We start from the raw sequence: 19,075 nt of genomic DNA on the forward strand, positions 1-19,075 counted from the left end.
AAGGAAAAGGAACATGAAGAAAAATGTCGAATACTAGGCACATGGGACCAAGAAAGCGTTGTCAAACATATTAAAGCTGAAGGGAAATTGACAGGATGAGAAGTCTAAAAACTGTGCTTGTTTTAATTTTGGCATCCATGACGGTATTGATGTTTGTGGGACAATCGATGTTCGGATTTGTGCAATTTAAAAGCCAGGTGCTGAAGGATGCCGAACAAAAACTGCTGCTGCAGACAAATAAGCAGGCAGATCAGCTGTACGCGATGTTGGAGAGGTCTTCGAAACTGGGGGAAGGGCTCGCGTATTCGATTAGTCAGTCTTCCATTCAGGACATTAAGAAAAATGAAGAAATCACGAAGCAGTTTGTTGCGGCTGATCCGCTTATCGTAGGCGGAGGTTTCTGGATGGAGCCGAACAAATTCGACCCGAAAGCGAAGCTTTTTGCGCGGTACGCTTATAAGGATAAGCAAGGTATTGTGTTTGATGATCAATACAGTACGGGCACCTTCGATTATTTAAAGGAAGAGTGGTATAAGAACGGTTTCCTGGGGAAACAGAACGTGTGGTCCTCACCGTATAAGGATGCCGTTACAGGTGTAGCGATGATTACGGTGACTGGCATGATAAAGAAAAGTAACGAAGTGATTGGCGTAACAACAATCGATGTTGGTCTGGAAGAGCTTCAGAAGCTGGTGACATCGATGAAAATCGGTGAACAAGGACACGCCTTCATGCTCGCGGCGGATGGCGCTTATATCGCACACCCAGTCAAAGAAAAAACGATGGATATCAAAATATCAGACGATCCGGACGAACATGTTCGCTCGATTGGCGATCAGATCATTCATGCGGACGCCGCCAGCTTCATCCAAACCAACTATGCTGGTGAAGAAGCTTATGTCGCTTATGCTCCTGTCGGAGACACGGGGATGAAAATTGTGGCTGTTATGGATTATTCGGAATTGATGCATCCAATCAATCACTATCTGCAAACCAGCATTCTTGTATTCCTTGGTGCGATCGCTCTGTTCATTGCATTAATGTATTGGTTTATTCATAAGTATGTTTCGTTGCCGATAACTAAATTGAGAAATGAAATTAATCGTTTGGTCGAAAAAGGCGGAGATTTAACGCAAAGCATAGCCATTTCCAGCCGAAACGAAATAGGCGACCTCGCTGCCTCTTTCAATCAGTTTATTGCTAATTTGCGAGGGATTGTCGCGAACGTTGTGAGCTATGCGAATCAGGTCGATCACATTGCAAGCAGCTCGGCCAAATCGGCAACGGAAGTGGGTCAAGCCTCCGATCAAGTTGTTTTCATTGCGGAGAACATCGCAACGGGAACAAGCTCCCAAGCAGTGACGGTAATGGGAATCCTCGATAAAATGACGAGGACCCAAGAGCAGGTCAATGAAACCAAGCGTGAAATGGAAAGGTCGGTCGAGCTTGCCAAGCAGTCTGCGAGTGTTGCCACTTCTGGAGGACAAGCGATGCAGGAGGCGGCACATGAGGTTGATCAAATCGTTGGCGTTACCAATGAAACCATGTCTGCTATTCGAAAATTGGAAGAGAGCTCTCACCAAATCGGTGAGTTTGTGACCGCAATTGAAGGTATTACAGCGACGACCAATCTGCTCGCGTTGAATGCTTCTATTGAGGCGGCGCGTGCTGGTGAGCACGGTAGAGGATTCGGGGTCGTAGCGGGAGAGATTCGCAAACTTGCGGAGCAGTCGAACACGGCGACCTCGCAAATCGCGGCATTAGTCCATGTGATCCAACAGGAGACGCAAGCTTCCGTTCGCATGATGGAGCTCAGCAGTACAGCGGTTACATCACTTACGCAGAAGGCAGAGCAGGGCAACCTTTCGCTGCAAAAAATTCAGGTGCATGTTGATGACACCGAAGTGAGCATTACGCATTTGCTGCAAACGATTGATATGGTGCTGGGCAATTCCAAGCATGTGCTAACCGCGATTGAAGAAGCATCAGCGACTTCACAGGAAATGACCGCATCTACCCAAGAGGTATCTGCTTTTATCCAAGAACAGCATGCGTCCATTGATTTGTTGTCCAACAATCTCAAAGAAATGAGCGGAATTGCGGTACTGCTAAGAAATGAAGTCAGCAAATTTGTTGTATAAGTGAGAGAGCGCCCATTAGGGTGCTCTCTTCTATTTTCGACTCGGCAGCAAACGTGTGGCTATGCCAATTCGATTCCAGCTATTGATGGTGTTAATCGCCATAACCAGCACCATGAATTCCTGCTCATTAAATACAATGAGCGGAAGTTTTTTGTCGTTCGTTGCAGCGCGCAACAATCACATAAAATATGGTAAACTAAACTCAGTAAGCTGAGCGAAAGGTGAGATAACCATGTCAATCGATTTGTCTAAAGGTCAACGTATCGACTTAACGAAAACAAACCCAGGTCTAACCAAAATAATCGTGGGACTTGGCTGGGATATTAATAGATACCAAGGGGGAGGCGAATTCGATCTGGATGCATCGGCCTTTCTTCTTCATGAAGATGGTAAAGCAAAATCAGCAGCAGATTTCGTTTTTTATAATAACCTCCAAGCATATGACGGTGCGGTCCTTCACACAGGTGACAATCGAACGGGGGAAGGCGACGGTGATGACGAACAAATCATCATTGATTTTGCTAAGATCCCAGCCACGATCAACCGGATTGGCATTACCGTGACGATTCATGAGGCTAGTCAACGTTCTCAAAATTTTGGACAAGTTAGCCATGCATTCGTGAGGGTAGTGAATGAAGTTACAAAGCAGGAAATTATGCGATACGATTTGGGTGAAGAGTTTTCGATTGAAACGGCTGTCGTCTTCTGTGAGTTTTATCGATATGGAAGTGATTGGAAATTCCAGGCGATTGGCAGTGGTTTTGCGGGTGGCTTGGCGGCGCTGGTTAGGAATTATGGGTTGGAGTAGGGTGAAGTTGTAAGAAGCACAGGCCTAATTTGGGCAGGTGCCTCTTTTTATATTTCAAGCTCGTCATTGGCAGCTGACATCTCGTCACCAACAAAAACTCAACACTACCGTAATATCCTTATCAAATAGATCAATATGCCCGTGTTCGTTCCGGGTAAACATGTACCCATTTTCCTCGATCCCCCGACATATATGAGAAAGACGATGTTCATCCATTTGGATTAGCTTTGCTAATTGTGCGAGCTGTATGGGCTTGTTATTGAGTGACAGCATCATACCAACCTACTTTCCGTCTGATTTAGGTGACTATGATTAAATTAACAAGAATGAGATGCAAAGTATCAGGAATCTTGTCGTCCAAGTTCTCACAATACAAAGTGTTTTGTAGTTTGTCACAAACGTCATGCAATAAACAGCTGTGAAAAAGAAAGGCCGCCGCTCTCATAAGCGACAGCCTTAACGCTCCCGTCCTGGAAAGACGTCGGGAGCTATTTATTTTTTACACATGCACAATATGCTGCTCCGTATCCACAGTGCCTCGGGACATCAAAAAGCAACAGCGAGATTGGCTTCTTTTTCTTGGCATAAGCGGCAAGGTAATAGTGAGTCCGTGAAATAAACGTCCTGCGGTTTAACGTCCCCGTTAAATCATTATAGTTTGCCAGGCGGAGCAGAGCTTGGTCGGCTTGTTCTTTCATTAAGAGAATGAAGCCTGTATTGGCTGCAATAAGCAAAGGATCGTTAAATAAAACCAGCCAAGAACATTGGTCAACGTGGATGTGCTTTTTCTGTGAATCATACGGTACGCAGGCAGCAGAAGAGCAGAAGCCAAGCAGATGGAAACAAAAGCGATGCGAAAATTTTCTGTATTCTGGATCAGCAGGATGCTGTGAAAGCCGACAATACCTGCGAGGACCCAGGCGAAATACAGGTTTCGCGTGATGAATTCACAAGGCATACCGTAAATGTATCTGTCACGCCGCCGCGTAGCATAAGGATCAGCCATGCCGTGGCTTGCACACATTTTGCAAAGAAAAAGTATCGGATTGTAGGATCGCTCTTATGCTGACACCAATAGGCATAATGAATACCGCGGTGAATAGCTGTCTGATGACGAGTGTTAGCAGCATGGTTTTCAAATCTAAGTTTAGACTCATCTATTGCGCCATGAATGAAGAAAAACGGTAGAGATCCTGTAAAAATTTGTCGAATACCTTCTAGCAAAGTTGCTGAAAAGAATCCTAGAACGTGAATAGCATTTCCGATGAAGGAAAAGATAACAATGCGACGATAGGAAGCCGTCTAATTACTGCGCTAACTAAATAGCTAATTTGGAGGGTGTTAAAGTTGAATATTTTACGTGATGAACTCAAACGAACGAAAGATGGTTATGAAGTAATCATTTACCTTGACACACAGGATGTCGAATTTGCAAGTGAATCGGGACCCAATAATAAGGAAAAGCAAGGATTAACAAATGATATCCAAGCTTATGTAAAGAAGAAGTACCCCAAAATAAGAGTCAACGTAGCGAGAGTTATGCTGGGGGGCATGCTCGTCTCTACGATTCCTCTGTCGGGGGGACTCGCACACGCGGCTGAAGCTAATCCTACAACTCCTACAACCCCGCCTGCAGTAACGCAGACATCAGGTGTAAAAACGTCCGCAGACTTTACGGATCTTGTTGGTATTGATGCAGGGCTGAAAGCCAAAGTGGATGCTTTGCTTGCTAAGGGTTACATGGAAGGTAAAACAGATACAACGTTTGATATCACTGGCAATATGACACGTGCTGAAGCAGCTAAGCTCGTTTCCAAAGTCATGGGTTTAACTGTCGGCACAGAAACAAAGTCAAGTTTTGCGGATGTCAGCTCAACGGATGGATCGATCAGCTGGTCGATTCCTTACATCGAAGCGGCTAAAAAAGCTGGCATTATCGACGGTATGACGGATACTACCTTCGCACCGAAAGATAACGTAACACTCGGACAATTGGCTACCATGTTCGTAAAAGGTCTTGGTAAAACAGCTGACGTTAAACAAACACCAGGCACCCCATGGTACCAAGGTTACATGGATGTAGCCAAAGCAAACGGTATTGACCTTGGCGCAGACGGTTCCAAAATGGCAAGTCGCGCTGACCTGGTGAGCGGTTCGTATGCGGCGGATGTGGCGGTTAGCGCTACGCAGGCTGTTACGCTTAGCGATGTTAAAGCGACAGGGGCTAAGCAACTAACGGTAACGTTTAACAAAGCGGTTGACGATACCAAAGCGGTATTTGCTGTGAAGAAGGGCACGATTACAACTAACATTGCTACAACTACCTTCTCTGCTGATAAGAAAACCGCTACTCTTGAGTTGAGCAGCAAATTGACAGATGGTGATTATGCAATTAGTGTTTCAGGGCTTTCTACTGCACCACTTACTAAAACGATAACAGCAGTGAGTGAAAAAGTATCTAAAATTGAATTCCTATCTCAAACTGCTCCTCTTTCAGATTTTGATGCAGATGGGAATATTGATGGTGCCACTGTTGGTTATAAGGTTACCAACCAATATGGTGAAGATATTACTAGCACCACAGATTTAACTTCGAATTCAACTGTTGGTACACCTGATGCGACTGCTGGGAAGTTTACAATCGCAAAAACGGACTTTGCTACAAATGATAAAGTTAGTGTGACTCTTATTCATCCAGCAACTGCTGTTTCTGCAACTGCTACTCTCACAGTCTCTTCAGAAGCGAAAGTTGCAGACATCTCTATCGTGAAGCTTTACAACAAAGATGGTAAACAACTAAATGAAGACACTAATCTTGCAACTGACAAGTTCTACTTATTAGTAGATGCAAAAGATCAGTATGGTACTGCCATTACTAATCCAGCAAAACTAAGCGCTGCTAATTTACTTGTCAACGAAACTAATAATGCATCCACTGATGCTGCAACTGCATTCACAACAATTAAAGTTGATGGTGTAGATACAGTAGCTTTGCCAATTAATGCTCCTGCAGCAGGCATTACAGTAGGTTCAAATATCGTTACATTAATTTCGACAACATCTGGTAAGAGTGCATCATTAGAGGTTAAAGTAGTTGAGTCGGTACGTTCAGATGTTGTAAATCTTACAAATCCAGGGTTAGTTGCAGCTAATGAAGATGTTTATATTGGTGTTGAAGCTTTAGATAAAACTGGTAAAGCAATTACTGATGTAAAGACCCTTAACGACGCAACAAAAGGAACAAAAGTCACTGTCGGCAGTGCAACATTAACCAATCCGTTCGAACTTAAAGATGGCGCAGTAGTCATTAAAGTTCCAGCTGCTCAAGTATCTACAAAAGGCGTAGTTTCCCTGATTGCTGTTACATCTAGCAACAAAGTATCGACACTTACACTTAACGTAAAAGATGAAGCAATTCCTACAGTTATAAGAGGGGTAGACGCTGACTTTGGCAAGACTTTAGTAGGTTCTGCTTCAACAACTGTAGGTGTTAGCAACTTAGTAGTAGAAGATCAATACGGTCGTGTCATGACGGATGCTGCTGTAACTACATGGCTTGATGCTGGTAATAAAATCCTAGTTACAGAAGATGAAAATGCTACAGTAGTAGCTGTAGGTAATACTGATGCAGCTAAAAATATTACAAGTTCTGGAGGAACAGTAACTCCAGTAACTGTAACAGCAGGTGCAGCTAACGGTACTGAAAAATTAACATTTACATTAGTAAAAGCAGGTACTCCTCAAACTGCAAGCGCTGGGGAAGTGACTATGCGCGTCACAGATGGTACAGAGTATGTTTCTTACTCTGTAGATACAGTAGGCACCGTATATGATGAAAAAGGTGCTGCTGCTGCAAATACTGATGCTGCTGCTTATGATAAGGCTGTTAAAGTTTATGGAGTATTAGCTGACGGCAGCAAAGTTCTACTATCTGTATCTAATGATTATACGATTACTTCAACAAATAGCGCAGTACAAACAGATGTTAGTGGTGATTCAGTAATTGACCAAACAACTGCGGCAACGTACGGTACTGATAAGACAGAGGTTGTTGCTCCAATTACGGTGACAATTAATGCAACTGGTCAACAATTCAACCAAGATGTTACAATTTCCAAGGTTGCTCCTTCAGTAAAAACAGTTAAGTTTGTAAATGACAATACGACTAGCTCGACTGCTGTAACTACAATGAAGCATACTGCTGGTGCTGGATTCTCCATCGCAAATATTACTGCAGGTAATGACAAAACAAACATTGTTGTAACTGATCAATATGGTGTCTCCGTAGTCGCAGCGGCAGCGGCAGGCGATATAACATTTGCTGACGGAACAACAGTAGCTGCTCCGCGTGTTACAATTACACCTGTAACTGGTGCAATCAGCATTACGAACAATGGATTGGCAAATGCCGCAGTAACAGCATCCACCGTTACAGCAGGCGATGTGTTTGATGTAACAGTTACCTACGCTGGCGGCGCAACTTCAACTGTCCGTGTAACTGTTGAATAGTACGAGCATCCAAACGCCTAAACGAAAAAGCACCCATCACTGGGTGCTTTTTCGTTATACCATCTACTGAGGATTCGCAATAATCTTCCCATGCTGCCACTCGAATTCGTACTCGAATTGTTCGGTGGAGTCATACAGCTCGGGAGAGTACGGACGCACGATTACATGCTCGGTACGTGCCGTCTCGGAAGACTTCTCTGGTTGAAGCTCGTTGGCCGCGGCGCCAACAGCAATAAGGGAGAATAGGCAGAAAAAGAACAAACCAATCTTCGTTTTCATAGGATGGGGCCTCCGTCAAATCATGATATCTTTATTGTAATAGGCAATTGTCATGGCAAGATGAGCAGGAAGTAAAGATCATATGAATCATGGTGAAAACGGCATGCAGTGAGGTCGATCGTGCCCTGATACGGTTTAGTTTTTCTAACTAAAAGTAAAAATATAACAAAAAACAGCCAAATATTTCTTGTCATACTTAGAAGAAGTGTGTCACTATAGAAGCATTGAAGACACAAATCGAATCATGGTGATCAGGATGAAGTATTCGGGAAGAATCCTTATAATATCAATCGTTTTAGTGATAATCATCGCCTTTAGAATGTATGCGTTTATTTATTATCATGTTCCATTACTTCAGTTCCCCTTATTTGGTATGTGCTTATTATTGGCGGGGTGGATGTTGGGCAAGCAGTTTGATCGATTGAAATTTCTTTCGGAAAAGGATCATCTGACGACGCTGTACAACAGGAGATTCATACAGGATGCATTCCCGAAGCTCATCGCTTCCGTAGATCGTAAGCAGGCGAAGCTGGTGTTATATTTTATCGACGTGGATGATTTTAAATTAATCAATGACTCCTGCGGGCACAAAATCGGCGATCAAGTCCTGCAACGAATTGCAAATATTCTACTGCTCTATGGGCAAAAGAAGGATGTAGCCGCACGGTGGGCGGGGGATGAGTTTTTGCTCTTATCTACCCCGTCGAGTGCATACACAGAAGAGATGCTGATTGCTCATATGCAGCGGGAATTGGCGATAGCTTCTCAAGAGTTTCAAATAGATCTTTCGGTTTCCATTGGAACAGCCATGTATCCAGATGAAGCGCAGACATTGGAGGATTTATTGCATGTAGCGGATCAGGATATGTATGCTTTGAAAATGGGGAGAAAATGCCAACCTGTCAGCGCGATGGGAACTACGCATTCGGTAAGTTGAATGGAAAGGAAGAAGCACCCATTAGGGTGCTTTTGTCTATTTAACTGCCAACAAGAACGCATAGACAGAAATAGTGTGCGTTTTACATGAATTTCATGATTTTTGCCGATTTCGAAAGGAAATCAGCGCTTTTTGTCGAATAATTTTGGATTGAAATCTATTTCCGAGTTGGAGGGCTTCCATGATGAATGTTCAAGCATCTAAACTTACCATCCATAATCTATTAACGATGCCAGGAAGCCGCTCGCAGCGAAGATTTACCTTCATTTTCGGCGCCATTGTTTGCTTGATTTCTTTGCTTTCGTTACCGATTGCTAGTAGTAAGCTGCCGGAATTTCAGGCGTATCAACCGGCGATTTTTTCGACCGTTATTTGTTTCGAACTAATCACAGCCTATGTGCTATTTAGTCAATTTTTAATCAATCGAGCGCCTGCTGTGCTTGTGCTGGGTACAGGTTATCTTTACTCGGCGGGTATGAGCTTGATGTATATGCTTGTGTTCCCAGGCATTTTCTCTCCTACGGGATTGTTCCATGCCAGTTCACAGACAGCTCCTTGGATGTATATATTAGGGCATTTCGGACTCCCGCTCGCCCTGTTCCTCTATATGTGGTTGGATCATGCCTATAAAGCGGTTGAGCTTAGTGCTCAAAGGGCACGCCAACTTGTGGTGCTGGGCATCTCGGGGACGCTGTTTCTGATTGGTCTATTGACGGCTGTTTGCTTGTACGGGGAAAGCTTGCTGCCTGTTCTTCTCAGCCAAGGCCGTCTTACACCCTGGTTTATTTACGGTTTTGGCTTACCGATTGTCCTCATCAGCTTGGCTGCTTTGGTCGTATTTTACAAGATATCGCGTGGAAGCACCGTCACATCGGCATGGTTATGTGTTGCCTTGCTGGCCTCAATGCTGGATGTGGCAGTCGTCATGTGCGGCGGCGGCAGGTACAGCGTGGGATGGTATGTTGCGAAGTTAAACACGTTCGTGTGTGCGAATGCCGTTCTGTCAGGGATGATCTATGAATTTAATAAGATGTACGTGGAGATGTCGAAGCTGTACCGCAAAGTAAGCGAGAGCGAAAGCAATTATAAAGAGTTGCTCGGTGAAAGCCAGCTTGCAGAGAGGAAAATCGCAGAACAAAAAGAGATCATCGAGCGCATGCTAGCCTCCAGCAGGGAAGCGATTGTGATGTGCGATAGCGAGGGAAACGTTATTTTCGCCAATCGACGTTTCGAGCGTTTATTCGAAAAGCCACTGCTTCGCGGCGAGAAGTTGGCGGTTTACTGTTCGTGTCTGAAAGCTGCGCAGGGTTCTTTATCTGAAATGATCGAGGGCTATTTGCAAGGTCGCATGAAGCCTTTCCGTGAGCGGGTTTCGATGGTAAACAGCAAAGAAAAGACGAAGTATTACGAGTGCTATGTCAGCCCGATTGCGAATGAGACAGATGGCACGCTGCTCGGACATTTATTCGGATTCCATGATCGAACGGACGAAGTTCGGATGGTGTATTACGACGAATTGACGGGGCTCCCGAACCGCAGATATTTGGGAGAACGGCTGATGGAGGCGATGCAGCAGGCCAAAGAAAGCAAGATGCTGCCCGTTATTTATTTTATGGATTTGGACGGTTTCAAGAAGGTGAATGACACCTATGGTCATGAAATGGGTGATCGGTTGCTGCAGGAAGTTGCCGGCATCCTTCAAGGCTGTGTCGGAAACCGCGGCATTTGTGCGCGCTGGGCGGGCGATGAGTTTATCGTTTTGCTGAATAGGTTGGAAACAGAGGAGCAATTAGAGCAGATTGCCCAAACCATTATTCAAACGATTAATGAATTAGACACGGTAGACGGTAAGGAGATTCATGTTACGGCCAGCATTGGCGTCGCTATCTATCCTATTGACGGAACCATAGGGAAGACGCTGCTGCAGCATGCGGATCAAGCGATGTACGAGGCGAAGATGCGAGGCAAAAATAATTACTGCTTGTATGCAGCCATTTCGGAGGCGCAGTAGTCGACAAGTCTGTCACCTTTTTGGTAGGAGGATGCAGTCGAGAAGTTGAACTACTAATTACGAGTGTGATAGACATCAATTAGGGGAGCCATCTAGTGTGAAACGTAAACTTTGGAAGCAAATTGGTCTCGGTGTGTTCGGCGGGATGATTGTGGCAGCAGCATTTGCTTATATCCCAACGAAAGCAGAACCGAGCGTCTCCCCTCAAATCAATAAACGTCTGGAGAAGCGGCAAGTGCTCATCCGTCTGGAGGATGTGGGGCTTGGCGGCGATTACAATACATTGGAAGGTCTCGGCAAACTACGGGCTGTGATCGATTATTTGGCATCTGAAGATGTGCCTTTTCATGTGGCGGTCATTCCGCGCAGAATGAGCTTGAAAGCCGATGGCGTCTGGCAAGAAAGAGGGATCGATGATCCGAACCCTGACCCTGTTGTAAGCGCTTTTATCTCTTTGTTGCAAGGGGCTGAGCGCCAAGGCGGGCTGCTGGGCATGCACGGCTACCGCCACCAGTACGGGGAGTCCTATCGTGAGGACGGCGAACAAAATTCAGGCATCGGCGCTGAGTTTAATGTGGACGGTGCACCAGAAACGAAAGAAACCTCCTATGCGGTGGAACGTCTGAAAGACAGCTTGGCGGCCTTCGCCAAAGCGGATTTGCATCCTGTATTCTGGGAATCGCCGCATTATCAGGATACGCGTGAGCAACAGGCCATTTTCCGCTCCTATATGGGGATGCTATTTCAACCTGATATTTATGTAAAAGGTTCCACCAAAGACGTGAACTACCACGATACGGTCAATACGTTCGGTCAGGACAGTCTAGGCTCGGTCTATATCCCTGCACCGTTCCGATATGTGAGTGACGCCAGCTCTGTTGAGCAAATTCTGAGTAAAGCGAAGTCCGATGACGCCTTAGCTTCCTTCTACTTCCATCCTTTCTTGGAATTCGCCAAGCTGGAGCCAGAGTTGGATGCTGAGGGCAAAGCAATCATGAAGGATCAACTTCCCCTCTATCGGTATAAAAAAGGGGAGGATGCCTCTTATCTTCATAAGCTGGTACAAGGCTTCAAGGCGCAGGGCTATCGTTGGAGCTCGCTCTACGATATCGTTCCCTTCTCGCCTGCGCATCGCGTGAGTCTGCCGCTCGGCACGAAGCTGCGCAATGTGATGCTTGGCGATGTGACAGGTCAAGGGCATGCCGATGTCATCGTGCGTCAAGCCCATCGCGTACTCGTCATCCCTGGCACGTATACATGGCCTCGGAATCGGCCGCAAGAAGCGTCGCAGGTGTGGTTGAAGGAAGCTTTTGCCCCTGAGGAACAGACGCTGTTGATTGATCTGAACGGAGATCGCAAGGAAGACTTGCTCGCCTACAACGAGCTGACTGGTGATATGCGTGTCGCCTGGGCGGATAAAGGACATTTCCGAACACCTGAATCTGTAGGGATTGTCCCAGCGGGCCTTCACGGGCTGAAGCCTTTCCAATCGGAAGAGGGAAGGGGCCTGATCGCCAAGGGAGAGAAGGGCATTGTGGAGATCAGCTATCTGCATCAGCAGCTCGAATATGCCGAAGTGACCTCGGAGCTTGATGACGATACCGACCTGTATCCAGGTCGATTCGAGGGCCCTGATGCTGATGATATCCTGTGTTACTCGCGTAAGGCCCGCAAAATCTCGATCCTCTACCATGGACGAGGAGGCCGATTTGCCCCTCCGCAGGCGGTGGATAGTGTGAAGACAGGGCGTGGCGATCAACTGCTCGTCGGAGACGCGAATGGCGATGGCCGCAGCGACTTGATTACGTATACAGCCGAGACAGGCATATGGCATGTGTTCGAAAATAAAGGGGAGCACCGCTTCCAGCCGCTGGACAATGCCTTCGGCCCGTGGGCGACGGGCGCGAAGCGCGAAGCCGTCGTTGCCGACTTCGACGGTAATCAGAAGGCCGATGTAGCTTCCTATAATGAAGCGGAGCATGTGCTGGATCTGGCTTTGTCGTTCCGAGGCGCAGTGACGCAGCGATGAGTGTGGTGAGGGGTGTCCGATCAGGACACCTCTTTTGCATCGTTACTGACATCTCTCTGACATGTTTTCCTGCTATACTGGGCTTGTCAGAGCCGTCGTTACCATACCAGGTGGACAAGGAGATAGGGCTCTACGCGTGGAATATAAGTAGCAAATGTTGCCGATTGATGTCGATAAAGGAGAGAATATGTTGAGAAAAGTATTGATCGTTGAAGATGAAATCGCGATCGCCCGCGTCATTGCCGCCTATTTGCAGAAGGAGCAGTACGAAGTCATCACGGTACACAATGGAGCTGAGGCCACCGAGGTGTTCGACCGCGTTCAGCCGCATCTGGTGCTGCTCGATGTGCATTTGCCTGGTATGGATGGCTGGGAGATCTTGACCTATATTCGTGATAAAAGCGTGTGTCCCGTCATCATGCTGACAGCCTTGTCCGAAACGGAGAAGAAGCTCACGGGACTGAATCTTGGCGCAGATGATTATATGACCAAACCTTTCGTGGGTGCCGAGGTTGTAGCGCGTGTGAACGCAGTGCTGCGTCGGTTCTCCAATGTGATGGAGAGAAGACATGTGCGCCAATACGGCTCACTCAAGATCGACTTCCAGTCCCACGATGTATATCTGAATGGTGCGAAGGTTGTGCTTACACCGCGCGATTTATCTGTGCTCATGCTGCTTGCGGAAAATCCGAATCAGGTGTTCACACGCGAACATTTGTTGGATACCGTATGGGGTATGGACTATGACGGCAGCGACCGAGCGGTCGATTTGGTCGTCAAACGCATCCGCAAAGCGCTCGAGAACTGGCCGACGAGCGAAGGAGAGATTCGAACTATGCACCGAATGGGGTACCAATTCCATGTTCATGACAAATAAAAAGCGGCTCACGCTGCTGCAGGTTTGGTCGCGTACGTATTTGATTTCAATGCTCATTGGCATCTTCATCGTTGGTTTCATTGCCGTACAGTGGCTGCAGTATGTGACACGGCAGGATCGGATTGCGACGGTCGAACATATTGCCGTGCGTATGGCGGAGCAGGTAGTAAATAGTAAAGGCGAATTCATTGCGACGAATGAAATTTCGGCGATGCTAGCGAATCTTCAGCGGGATTTATCGTTCAAGAATCCGATTAGGGCACATATCAAATCGGCGGATCAGCGAATTATTTTTCCTACACCAGAGATTAACGATATGCAGCAGGGTAGACAAGGAGGCAATCAGCCGCCGCCAAATGACCTGCCGCCGAAGATTGGCCAAGGCGCGCCGCAGGGTGATCGCGGGCAGCCGCCAAATGATGGCGGTCCGCCGCGAGATGGCGGAGGACCGAATGGTGAGCGGCCTCGACAAGGGCCGCCTGAAGAAATGTTCGATGGCAAGCTGCCGCAAACAACGGAGTACGTGAAGAAGCGGGATACCGAAGGCGTCAGCATTTACATGGTTTCTAGTCCGATTATGCAAGAGGAGAAGATCGTGGGGGGTGTCTATTTGAGTCTCCCAGAGCATGATATCGCGGATGTCGATGTCAATTATGCCATGCTCTACACGCTGTTAACAGGCGGGGGGTTACTCGGATGGATCGTCATGTACCTGCTGACGCGGCGTCTAATTAAACCGATCAAGGAAGTGGCGGATGCCGCCAAACAGCTCATGCTGGGCAACTATGACGTCAGCTTCCAAAGCAATAGCCAAGAGCAGGAAGTCGCGCAATTGACGGCTACTTTTCAAGATATGGCAGGTCGTTTGAAGCAACTGGAGTCGCTGCGTACCCTGCTGATCGCGGGCGTCACCCATGAGCTCAAAACACCGGTCGCCTCAATCAGCGGGCTCTTGCAGGCCGTGCAAGATAAAGTTGTCGAGGGCGCCGAAAGCGAGGAATTTATTCAACTTTCCTTGAAAGAGGCCGAGCGGATGCACAATATGGTGGAGGATTTGTTGGATTTCAACGGTTTTGCCACGGGGGCGCTTCGCGTTACGAATGAGCCGATCGAGCTTCATCGATTTGTTAGGGAAGTCGTATATCAATGGCGCATTGCGCAGGAAGAGCAGCAACAGTTGGACATTCAAGTAGAGAGCACGCGGGAAGAGCTTGACGTCATGGGGGACACTGGGAGGATCCAGCAAATCCTCATTAACCTGTTGAATAACAGCCTGCATGCGGGTGCTAATCGAGGGGGGTTGCGAATTTCCTTGTACGATTACAGCGATCGGGAAATTGGCATCGATGTCGCTGACCAAGGGAAAGGCATTCCGCCTGAGGAGCAGCCGTACATTTTTGAACGATTCTACCGCGGTCAGGGGAAAAAGCATAAGGTCCGAGGGCTTGGCTTAGGGCTGCCGTACAGCCTCATGTTGGCGCATGCGCAGCGAGGTCAGCTTTTCTTGCGTGAGAGCAGTCCAAGTGGATCCATTTTTACCTTAACCTTGTTGAAAATTGACGCATCTTGACGTATTCCTGACACAAGTCCATCGTATGCTGGTCTTAACAGCAACAAACAAGACACGAATACGATGGGGGATTCGCCTATATGCCAACAATAACTAGAAGTCCGAAAGTTCAAACGCGCAGACAAGTAGAAGAAATTTGGATGGCGAAGCAGCGATTAGAAGCGCTCGACAAGATGCAATCCTATGACTATGTTCGAATGGAAAATGAGCGAATTAACAATTTAGCCTCGATGATGCACAACATTAAGTTCCATATTTATACGAAATATGACGTGATCCTGTAAGGATCGTAGGAAGGCACCTGGTGAGGGTGCTTTTTATTTTGGGTGGAAGGAGGAGGATAAGGGTATCAAAAAAACGCTAATGACTGACAAGGGGCTGGCAGGATATACTTGAGTAGCTTCAAAAATATCTCCACTTGCCTGGAAAAAGGGGTATGCAAGATGGAGAATAGTAGTCATGGTCCAGGCCGTAGCAGTCCAACCTGATTATAGCGCGGATCATTTGCTGGAAGCAGCGGAAATCATGGCTTAACTCACTTCAGAGGGAACAAAGTAAGTCTCAAGTATCTATCCATAACAGAGCCAATGAACAATCTTAGAACAGTCACAACGTGGAGGTACCCCTATGAATGTTCAAATCACACAGATAATCAGAGCCAGTATATGCTGTCTCCTCTTGATCTTGGCTACTTCCTGCTCGCAGGAATCGGCTGAGAAAAGTGCAACGGCTTCGCCTAAAGCTGCAAAGGTAACTGCAACGTCGAAGGCGACAACAGAGGCGCTGACGAATCGGCGTATTCCAGCGAAAGTGGTTCGGGTCGTCGATGGCGACACCATGAAGGTGTCTTATACTGAGGGCGGAAAAGTTAGAGAGGAAACGATCCGCTTGCTGCTCGTGGATACACCAGAAAGCGTGGATCCTGAGAAGCCTGTGCAGCCTTTTGCCATTGAAGCGTCGAACTATGCGAAAAAAATGCTCACAGACAAGGACGTCCAATTGGAATTGGATGTGTCGGAGCGGGATAAATACGGCAGATTGCTATGCTATTTATACATTGGCGATAAGATGTTTAACGAATTGCTGCTCGAAAATGGCTATGCCCGCGTGGCGTATGTGTATCCGCCTAATGTGAAGTATGTCGATCAGTTCCGCGACATTCAGAAGAAGGCGCAGCAGAAGGGCGTGAACATCTGGAGCGTGGAAAATTACGCGCAGGAGGATGGTTTTCACGAGGGAGCTGCGTCAGGGAAGCCGAGCCCATCAGCGACGGCTGTGGCTAAGTCTGGCGCAGCTGCGACCGCGGCGCCGAAGGCTGGCGTGAGCTACAACTCGTGCGCGGAAGCGAGGGCGGCCGGCGTTTCGCAGATCCGCCGAGGCGAGCCTGGCTACAGCGCCAAGCTGGACGGGGACAACGACGGCGTGGCCTGCGAGTAAGTGCAGCGGAGGGGGTGTCCTCGGGGACACCCGCTTTGCTAAACGAACGACGAATCGCTATTTGCGGCGAAATCGCCGAAAAGGCACGTCACGCGGAACGTCAGTAACTTATTTCCACGTTTTAAGCTCAAAACCACGAAAATCGGCAAAATAGAACACCCACGTTCCGTCTCCGCGTCGCATCCAAACTACATCACTTTATACCCAATCCACGCCAAACAACCTGTATTTGACCAATGATCAAATACAGGTTGCAACAGGCCCTACAAACATCTCAATTAGCTAGTTACACGATTTTCACTACTCAGTGTACTCTCGCTCTGATGCTCATACTGATTGAACATCAGATGGTAGATCACAGCGGACAACGCGGCGATGGCGGCGAGCAGGCAGAACGTCCACGTGAAGCCGATCCAGCTGCTGATCGGTATCGACAACGGCGCGAGCGTCCGCCCGATCGTATACCGCAAGCTTGCAGCGGCAAAATACTGGCCGCGAATATGCTCAGGAGCTAGCCTCGAAACAAAGGCCTGCTGCGGTCCAGCGGACATCAGTTCAGCCAGTGTGAAGACGGCGATGGCAAGAGTGAAGCCCATGAACGTCGACATCTGGCAGAAAAGAACCATACCAAACGCATAAAGAATCGACCCGCCGATGAACACGTAACGGTCGCGATACTTCATCATCCATTTGGTCACGATGACCGTGAAAAGGGCTACGAATAGGCCGTTTTCGGAAACGATGACGCCGAAAAGCTGCGTGCCCGTCACTTGCCAATGCCAGTCCTGGAAGTGAAGCAACGTCGTCATGGAGACGGTCTCTTTCAGGAAAACGGGGAACAGCAAGTCCAGCTGCATAAAGGTTTGCGATAACAGAATGCCCGCAATAACGAACAGTAGAAATACCCGATCCGTCGCAATGACGCGGTAATCACGGAACTGCACAGCGATCGCCTTGTACCAAGGCAGATCACGTCGTGCACGATGCTGCTCCGCGAGCTGTTTCGGCATCGTTTCGTGGAGACGCCGGCTCATGAAGAGCGCGAGCGCCAAGCAGAAGACCGAAGCTGCTGCAAGGACGAGATACGGATTATCCGTATACAGCAGCGAACCAAGCAAAGGACCGACAACGACGGCCATATTCGCTGCCGTATAGAAGACGGCGAATACACCAGCGCGATCCGCGTCATCCACAACGTCCGCCACCATTGCTTGGCTGGCAGGCCAGTACAACGAGCCTGAGAAGCTCGCAAAGCTGAAGCCGAGAAAGCTGACAAAAGGCAGCGCCAACCAAGGGGAGGCAGACAAGGCGAATACTCCGTAACCTACAGCTTGGCCCGTTGCTGCGATAATCATCATCCGTTTTCGTCCGAAGCGATCCGCACAATAGCCCCCTAGTAAATTGGCGAAGACCGAAAGCGTCTGCGAGAGAATGAGTAAAATCCCCGTCCAGCCTTTCCCGAAGGAGCCCGCGAAATAGATCGCCATAAACGGAAAGAATGCCCAAAAAATGACGTTAAAAGCCGTTTCTCCGCCGAGGCGGATTTTTAAATTTGAATCCCAATCTCTAATTTTCATGACGTTAATCCCTCTAGTTGTTTCTAGTTGCTCGAGCTAAGCATCCCCTATCATACTATCAATCTTCCATGCGATACAAGGGCCGCTAAGAGATGAATAGTTCCATTAGTGTCAAAATTTAACCCAATCGCACCTGTGGTCGTGACCGTCGGGGGAGAGGGCAGCACCTTCCGCGTGCGGTTGACCGCCGTTGATTAGTAGTGCGATGCGAGTTCCATCAAATTAGAAAAGACGGTACAGGGATGGACGCCCAGGACCGTCATTTTTTATTTTCGAAACATATACCCGACGTCTCTCCTTTTTTGTCGCTTCAGCATGATAATGTAAGTAAGGTCGAGGATGATAATGAAGACATACAGAACGAGCAGCAGCGGAGAATCGGGGAATAAGTAGTAAAAAATAATCGCAGCGCACATCGATCCTAGAAACTTCATCACGCCGATCCCGACGGATTGGCCAAGCGTACCTTGCTGGCGCAGCATGACGATGAACAGCAGCGACATCATGAAATTCATTCCGAACGCGAGATACTTGCCCTGCAAATCCTGGAATTCTCCCGTAAAGCTGAGGTGAATTAGGAACGCGGCAGCGAGCGACAGCAGGAGTCTAATCGTCTTGTGTTTTCTGTGCGTTGTGTAAGCCAAATATTGCAGCATGATCATGAAGTTCAAAGCAAGCCACACCAGGTTAATCAGCATCTGCAGGTCATCGATCGGATAAATGAAGGTGAAAATTGTCTGCCATGTCAGATTGGCGCACAAAGCTGCGAGCGGGATGCTTGGTCTTCGATCTTGAAAGCTTTTGTAAATCATGAGCACATACGCAATGGTCCAAAATACGCCTGAGGAAAGCTGCAGAACACGTCCAAGTTGCTGGGCAAAGAGATCGTCCATGTTAAGC

General features: G+C 47.7%; 16 protein-coding genes. 10 read left to right on the forward strand and 6 right to left on the reverse strand.

All coding sequences use genetic code 11. The features are described from left to right. Positions 1–95 precede the first annotated feature (95 nt). Entirely contained in the window at positions 96–2,141 is a 2,046-nt protein-coding gene (locus MJB10_RS01530) for a methyl-accepting chemotaxis protein (protein ID WP_314800947.1), read from the forward strand. A 30-nt stretch (positions 2,142–2,171) separates the two neighbouring features. On the opposite strand, the gene MJB10_RS01535 is transcribed toward MJB10_RS01530, so the two are convergent. Continuing rightward, positions 2,172–2,318: a carboxymuconolactone decarboxylase family protein gene (locus MJB10_RS01535; RefSeq protein ID WP_314800949.1), complete on the reverse strand. Its 147-nt coding sequence runs from the start codon at positions 2,316–2,318 to the stop codon at positions 2,172–2,174. 55 nt (positions 2,319–2,373) lie between these two features. Between MJB10_RS01535 and MJB10_RS01540 the strand changes: the two genes are divergently transcribed. Next, positions 2,374–2,949, forward strand: a complete 576-nt coding sequence (locus MJB10_RS01540) for a TerD family protein (RefSeq protein WP_314800952.1) — start codon at positions 2,374–2,376, stop codon at positions 2,947–2,949. 697 nt (positions 2,950–3,646) lie between these two features. On the opposite strand, the gene MJB10_RS01545 is transcribed toward MJB10_RS01540, so the two are convergent. Together MJB10_RS01545 and MJB10_RS01550 are read right to left on the reverse strand one after the other, a co-directional pair. Then, positions 3,647–3,907, reverse strand: coding sequence for a hypothetical protein (locus MJB10_RS01545; protein WP_314800955.1), 261 nt, complete (start codon positions 3,905–3,907; stop codon positions 3,647–3,649). A gap of 40 nt (positions 3,908–3,947) precedes the next feature. Next, entirely contained in the window at positions 3,948–4,106 is a 159-nt protein-coding gene (locus MJB10_RS01550; RefSeq protein ID WP_314800958.1) for a hypothetical protein, read from the reverse strand. 190 nt (positions 4,107–4,296) lie between these two features. On the opposite strand from MJB10_RS01550, the gene MJB10_RS01555 reads away from it, so the two are divergent. Beyond that, positions 4,297–7,458 (forward strand): S-layer homology domain-containing protein, encoded by a 3,162-nt coding sequence (locus MJB10_RS01555; protein ID WP_314800961.1) that lies wholly within the window; start codon positions 4,297–4,299, stop codon positions 7,456–7,458. A 63-nt stretch (positions 7,459–7,521) separates the two neighbouring features. Here MJB10_RS01555 and MJB10_RS01560 read toward each other — a convergent pair whose 3' ends face one another. Continuing rightward, the gene (locus tag MJB10_RS01560; protein WP_314800964.1) at positions 7,522–7,737 is read right to left on the reverse strand and encodes a hypothetical protein; all 216 of its coding nucleotides are present in this window, start codon (positions 7,735–7,737) and stop codon (positions 7,522–7,524) included. A 421-nt stretch (positions 7,738–8,158) separates the two neighbouring features. Between MJB10_RS01560 and MJB10_RS01565 the strand changes: the two genes are divergently transcribed. The 7 genes from MJB10_RS01565 (at position 8,159) to MJB10_RS01595 (ending at position 16,598) form a co-directional block, all read left to right on the forward strand. Further along, positions 8,159–8,674, forward strand: a complete 516-nt coding sequence (locus MJB10_RS01565; protein ID WP_314800967.1) for a GGDEF domain-containing protein — start codon at positions 8,159–8,161, stop codon at positions 8,672–8,674. Positions 8,675–8,858: 184 nt separating this feature from the next. Next, positions 8,859–10,685, forward strand: a complete 1,827-nt coding sequence (locus MJB10_RS01570; protein ID WP_314800969.1) for a diguanylate cyclase domain-containing protein — start codon at positions 8,859–8,861, stop codon at positions 10,683–10,685. Between the two features lie 97 nt (positions 10,686–10,782). After that, complete coding sequence (locus MJB10_RS01575; RefSeq protein ID WP_314800970.1) at positions 10,783–12,714, forward strand: DUF2334 domain-containing protein; 1,932 nt, start codon at positions 10,783–10,785, stop codon at positions 12,712–12,714. Positions 12,715–12,904: 190 nt separating this feature from the next. Then, positions 12,905–13,591 carry a response regulator transcription factor gene (locus MJB10_RS01580; RefSeq protein WP_314800972.1) on the forward strand — a complete coding sequence of 229 codons (687 nt, stop codon included), beginning with the start codon at positions 12,905–12,907 and terminating at the stop codon, positions 13,589–13,591. Then, positions 13,581–15,161 (forward strand): HAMP domain-containing sensor histidine kinase, encoded by a 1,581-nt coding sequence (locus MJB10_RS01585; RefSeq protein ID WP_314800974.1) that lies wholly within the window; start codon positions 13,581–13,583, stop codon positions 15,159–15,161. Before MJB10_RS01580 ends, MJB10_RS01585 begins: the two co-directional genes overlap by 11 nt. An 80-nt stretch (positions 15,162–15,241) precedes the next feature. Continuing rightward, entirely contained in the window at positions 15,242–15,445 is a 204-nt protein-coding gene (locus tag MJB10_RS01590; protein WP_314800977.1) for a hypothetical protein, read from the forward strand. Between the two features lie 343 nt (positions 15,446–15,788). Continuing rightward, positions 15,789–16,598 carry a thermonuclease family protein gene (locus tag MJB10_RS01595; RefSeq protein ID WP_314800982.1) on the forward strand — a complete coding sequence of 270 codons (810 nt, stop codon included), beginning with the start codon at positions 15,789–15,791 and terminating at the stop codon, positions 16,596–16,598. 278 nt (positions 16,599–16,876) lie between these two features. On the opposite strand, the gene MJB10_RS01600 is transcribed toward MJB10_RS01595, so the two are convergent. Both MJB10_RS01600 and MJB10_RS01605 read right to left on the reverse strand, forming a co-directional pair. Continuing rightward, positions 16,877–18,175 carry an MDR family MFS transporter gene (locus MJB10_RS01600; RefSeq protein ID WP_314800985.1) on the reverse strand — a complete coding sequence of 433 codons (1,299 nt, stop codon included), beginning with the start codon at positions 18,173–18,175 and terminating at the stop codon, positions 16,877–16,879. 266 nt (positions 18,176–18,441) lie between these two features. Continuing rightward, on the reverse strand, positions 18,442–19,068 hold the full coding sequence (locus tag MJB10_RS01605) for a transmembrane-type terpene cyclase (RefSeq protein WP_314800988.1): 627 nt from the start codon (positions 19,066–19,068) through the stop codon (positions 18,442–18,444). Positions 19,069–19,075 lie beyond the last annotated feature (7 nt).

It is taken from the genome of Paenibacillus sp. MBLB1832 (assembly GCF_032271945.1).
In the GTDB taxonomy this organism is placed as follows: Bacteria; Bacillota; Bacilli; order Paenibacillales; family NBRC-103111; genus Paenibacillus_E; species Paenibacillus_E roseopurpureus.